This window comes from Vibrio sp. 10N.222.46.A1 (assembly GCF_041473595.1).
GTDB lineage: Bacteria > Pseudomonadota > Gammaproteobacteria > Enterobacterales > Vibrionaceae > Vibrio > Vibrio tasmaniensis_A.
On sequence record NZ_JBFRSN010000632.1, the window covers coordinates 1 to 3,722 of the forward strand.

At 42.9% G+C, this 3,722-nt stretch carries 5 protein-coding genes; 3 read left to right on the plus strand and 2 right to left on the minus strand.

The genetic code is table 11. The annotated features are described in order from the left end of the window. Positions 1 to 852 (minus strand): MATE family efflux transporter (locus tag AB4496_RS17350; RefSeq protein WP_372131476.1); only part of this gene is annotated, 852 nt, incomplete at its 3' end. 50 nt (positions 853 to 902) lie between these two features. Between AB4496_RS17350 and AB4496_RS17355 the strand changes: the two genes are divergently transcribed. The 3 genes from AB4496_RS17355 to AB4496_RS17365 all read left to right on the plus strand — a co-directional run bounded on the left by AB4496_RS17355 (position 903) and on the right by AB4496_RS17365 (position 2,798). Further along, positions 903 to 1,796: a helix-turn-helix domain-containing protein gene (locus AB4496_RS17355; RefSeq protein WP_017097624.1), complete on the plus strand. Its 894-nt coding sequence runs from the start codon at positions 903 to 905 to the stop codon at positions 1,794 to 1,796. A 144-nt stretch (positions 1,797 to 1,940) separates the two neighbouring features. Then, complete coding sequence (locus AB4496_RS17360; RefSeq protein ID WP_102257999.1) at positions 1,941 to 2,291, plus strand: winged helix-turn-helix domain-containing protein; 351 nt, start codon at positions 1,941 to 1,943, stop codon at positions 2,289 to 2,291. A 171-nt stretch (positions 2,292 to 2,462) separates the two neighbouring features. After that, positions 2,463 to 2,798 (plus strand): winged helix-turn-helix domain-containing protein, encoded by a 336-nt coding sequence (locus AB4496_RS17365; protein WP_102258000.1) that lies wholly within the window; start codon positions 2,463 to 2,465, stop codon positions 2,796 to 2,798. Positions 2,799 to 2,951: 153 nt separating this feature from the next. On the opposite strand, the gene AB4496_RS17370 is transcribed toward AB4496_RS17365, so the two are convergent. Continuing rightward, a partial coding sequence (locus tag AB4496_RS17370) for an MFS transporter (protein WP_372131478.1) occupies positions 2,952 to 3,722 on the minus strand: 771 nt, incomplete at its 5' end.

The window sequence follows — 3,722 nt, forward strand, 5'->3', positions numbered from 1 at the left end:
CATCGAGAACACCGCAAGTTCAGTCGTGCCCATGTGACCAAAGATCATTTGATATGCCATTGTGCCCATTGCCCACAACACGGCATTCATCGTTAGCGGCAACGCAATACGACGGTAAGAAAGCCACAGTGATGGACGGTGTGGTGAGCTTGGGGTGGTTAGCAGCCAGTGTTTACGCACACGCATGTAGCTATACATTAAGCCCACTTGAATCAATCGCGCTAAGGTTGTCGCCAATGCAGCACCTGCAACGCCCATTGCTGGAATGCCGAAAGCCCCTTTAATTAGAACGAAGTTAAGCGCAATGTTGAGTGCAATAGTAATACCACCTAACAATAGTGGAGTTACGGTGTCACCTGATGAGCGCATGCTTGCTTCTACCACTACTACAATGTGAGTTAGAAGTAGAACAGGGAACCCATACCAAAGGTAAGTCGCTCCAAGCTCAATCACGGTTTGATCGCTAGTTTGCAACATCATTAAAAACTGAGAACCAAGAGTGATGATTGCTGTAACAGGCAGCAGAACTTTTAAACCAAACACCATCGCGATAGATGACACGGTACGTGCACTTTTTCGGTCATTCTTTCCCCAGTATTGAGCAACTAATGTACCGTTTGCTGAGGCCAACCCTGCCATAATCATAATCGCAACGAAGTGCCATTTTGATGCGATTCCCACAGCGGCTGCTGCTTCCATACCAAAATCACTGACCATCAAGACGTCAGCAAGGGCAAGAATAGCAACCAGCGCACTTTGCAAAGCTACAGGTAAACCAAGTTTAACGATACGAGGTAATATGCTCTCTGGCTTGTTATTCATAGATGAGTTAGGGTTGATGTTAGTTGTCATAAGCTCTCCGATTTATGGCAGAACTATAGTGATTTGAGCGAAGTAACAACATGTTTAAAAAACAACAAAACCTGTGCGAATCCGTCATTGACACCATGGAGCCTAAATCAACGTGGCAAGATGATGTTTTTCTCGCGGAACATTGCAAAGAACGTTTTTTGACCGTTGAAGATATCCCAGAGATGAAAAGCTTTGGTGTCTATATGGGCGGTATGGCAAAACTATACGATGGTTATTGGGTTGAGCGAGAATCCGTTAATGTTCATACGTTGATTTTCACTATGGAAGGTGGCGGCATTCTAACAACCACGACATCAGTACAAGCGATTACACCGTATACGCTGGTGGTTCTTCCTGCCGGAACCCCATTTCGTTTTGAACTCGATCCGCAATATAACTATTGGAAAATGGCGTGGATGTTGACCCCCGATACTAAGCAGTGGCAACACATAGCAAGTTTAGGTCAGGGGATTGTGCCTTTTGGAGAGTGTGAGCAGATCTGGTCATTAATGAACTTGGTTTACTTTGAGATAGGGGGCCGAGCCAGTTACCGTAAGTTACTCTTGAGTGAAATAGTCCGAACGTTGACGGGTTTTGAACCTAAATCAACAAGCACCACCGCTCGTGTTCAAGCGCTCTATAATGAAATTGAAAGTAGTCTGCATCAACCATGGACAGTAGCTGGTATGGCTCAAAGGGTGTTTATCAGCGAAGAGCAGCTTAATCGAGTTACCAAGACGCTCTTCGACCTATCACCACGCAGCAAGTTGATTCAACTAAGAATGGATAAAGCGACCAGTTTGTTAAAATACCAAGATTGGTCGGTGTCGATGATTGCCAACCGCTTGGGTTACAAAGATCCTTATAACTTCTCACATCGCTTTAAAAAGCATTTTGGTTTATCTCCAAGCCAATACCGTAAAAGCCATCGACTTACCGGGTAATACTGGTTGTCCACTAAAAATTCGTTTCTTAGAACAATTCCACAAGATCAATTTTGCAGTAAATGTACGGTATTAAGTGATCTATCAATTTAGTATTTTTGTACCATTCGATAATATTGGAAATATCTTAAAAGACAACTGCTTATGAAACGTGAGGAATCCATACAAAAAATAGCGGATCACGTAGACGATTTTAAACTTCCGTCTAAGTGGGTTCTAAATAAAAAAGAGTTTCAATCTGATACGAGGATCGTCCGAAAGCAGGAGTGTGGCTCGATAATAGGGACGCTTTCAGAGCCTCATCGTAAGGTTCTTTTTTACTTGTATCAAAATAAAGGACATGTAATCAGTAAGCGAGTTTTGAAGCGTGTAGGTTGGTCGGGTAAAGCCGTGACATCTGCTTCAGTATTGGTTGCTATCTACGAGATAAGAAGGATCTTAGACTGTCGTTGTATAAAAACGGTTTCTAACGAAGGTTATGTACTGGAGGATTAATTTCCCTTTATTGATATCCTGTTCATATATTAATAATAAAAATTTAATCTCTTTACCGTATACGCTGCTTTCATTATCTTCGATTTTAAACGTCCACTTATAAGCGACGTTATACAAAAATGACTGAATTTAACTTTGTTGCTGGCTATATCGTAAGGGAATTGTATAAAAATGGACGCCTATCCTGTAATAGATACTCACCACTCTGAACACAACGTAATACTTGAACTCAACGGAAAAATAGTTGAACTCGACACCAAACTTATTCGCAATGTTGAAAACGGCTATGTCCTGGCTACCATGCCTTTAGCGTATCGTAAGATCATTCTGTTTATGAATCGACATCGAGGGAAGTTGTTCAGTGTCGGGCAATTGAAGAAGATTGGCTGGGAGAATGGGTCAGTCACTAACTCGTCAGTGATTGTTGCGATATCTGAGATCAGATCACTATTCGGGGATGGCCTAATCATTACCATTACTGGCGAAGGCTACATATTTCAGCCTTAACCTGAAGAACACCTCTATTTCTAATATTGATGCTTTTTGTCGACTTTTGCTCAGAAGTCATCAAACAAAAAGAGCTCTTCGTTAGACGGAAAGTCATAACTAAGAGCTCTAGAGGTAACTATCCTACCTGAGGAGGATAGTTGCCATTCGAACTTACTCGCCTGCAATCTGTAGAGGAGAGCGTTTTAAGCTAGCAATCAACATGTAGATCGTTGTAGCGAGTAGAGACGCGAACAGGTAAGTGAATAATCCCGCTTGTGAATCCATAAAGCTATCTGCAACCAATGGGCCAGCGACAGAACCGATGCTGTAACACAACAGCATAACCTGAGTCACTGACACTAGATAGCTTGGGTCTAAGTTACGACAACCCAAGTTAATCGCGATTGGGTAAAGTGCAAAAGTCGCCATACCTAACACAAACAAGCTCATACCAAGAACATAAAAATCATGGTTAATCGTTAGTACACCAATGCTTGCAACCCCTAGTAGGCAGAACAGAGCCATTAATAACACTTGTCCTATGTGGTGAGATAACCATGTCACCATCGGCTGAACAGCCATACCACCCATAATCACTAACGCCATCAAACCGCCAATATCTTGATGTGCGATGTTGCGTTGAGCGAGCTCAACAGGCATCAGTCCGTAAATAGATCCAAGTGTTAATCCAGATACAATACAGCCAATCAAAGCGCTGTGGCTAAGTTTGCTGATTTGCTTTAATGATAAAGACTGCGCATCGTGAATTTGTGGTGCTGTCGCTTGTCCGTACATCAACACAATGATTGCACCAAACAACAAGGTGAACATTGCGATGAAAGGTACGCCACCTGTAATACCAAGGTAACCGATGCCGAGTTGGCCAACGGCAGAGCCGCCGTATAGCGAACACATGTAAACGCCTAAGCGTTTCGCGCGCTG

Bases quoted from the DNA above. Each gene is read 5' to 3' on its own strand.
- AB4496_RS17355 (WP_017097624.1), top strand. From the start codon at position 903: ATGTTTAAAAAACAACAAAACCTGTGCGAATCCGTCATTGACACCATG.
- AB4496_RS17360 (WP_102257999.1), top strand. From the start codon at position 1,941: ATGAAACGTGAGGAATCCATACAAAAAATAGCGGATCACGTAGACGAT.
- AB4496_RS17365 (WP_102258000.1), top strand. From the start codon at position 2,463: ATGGACGCCTATCCTGTAATAGATACTCACCACTCTGAACACAACGTA.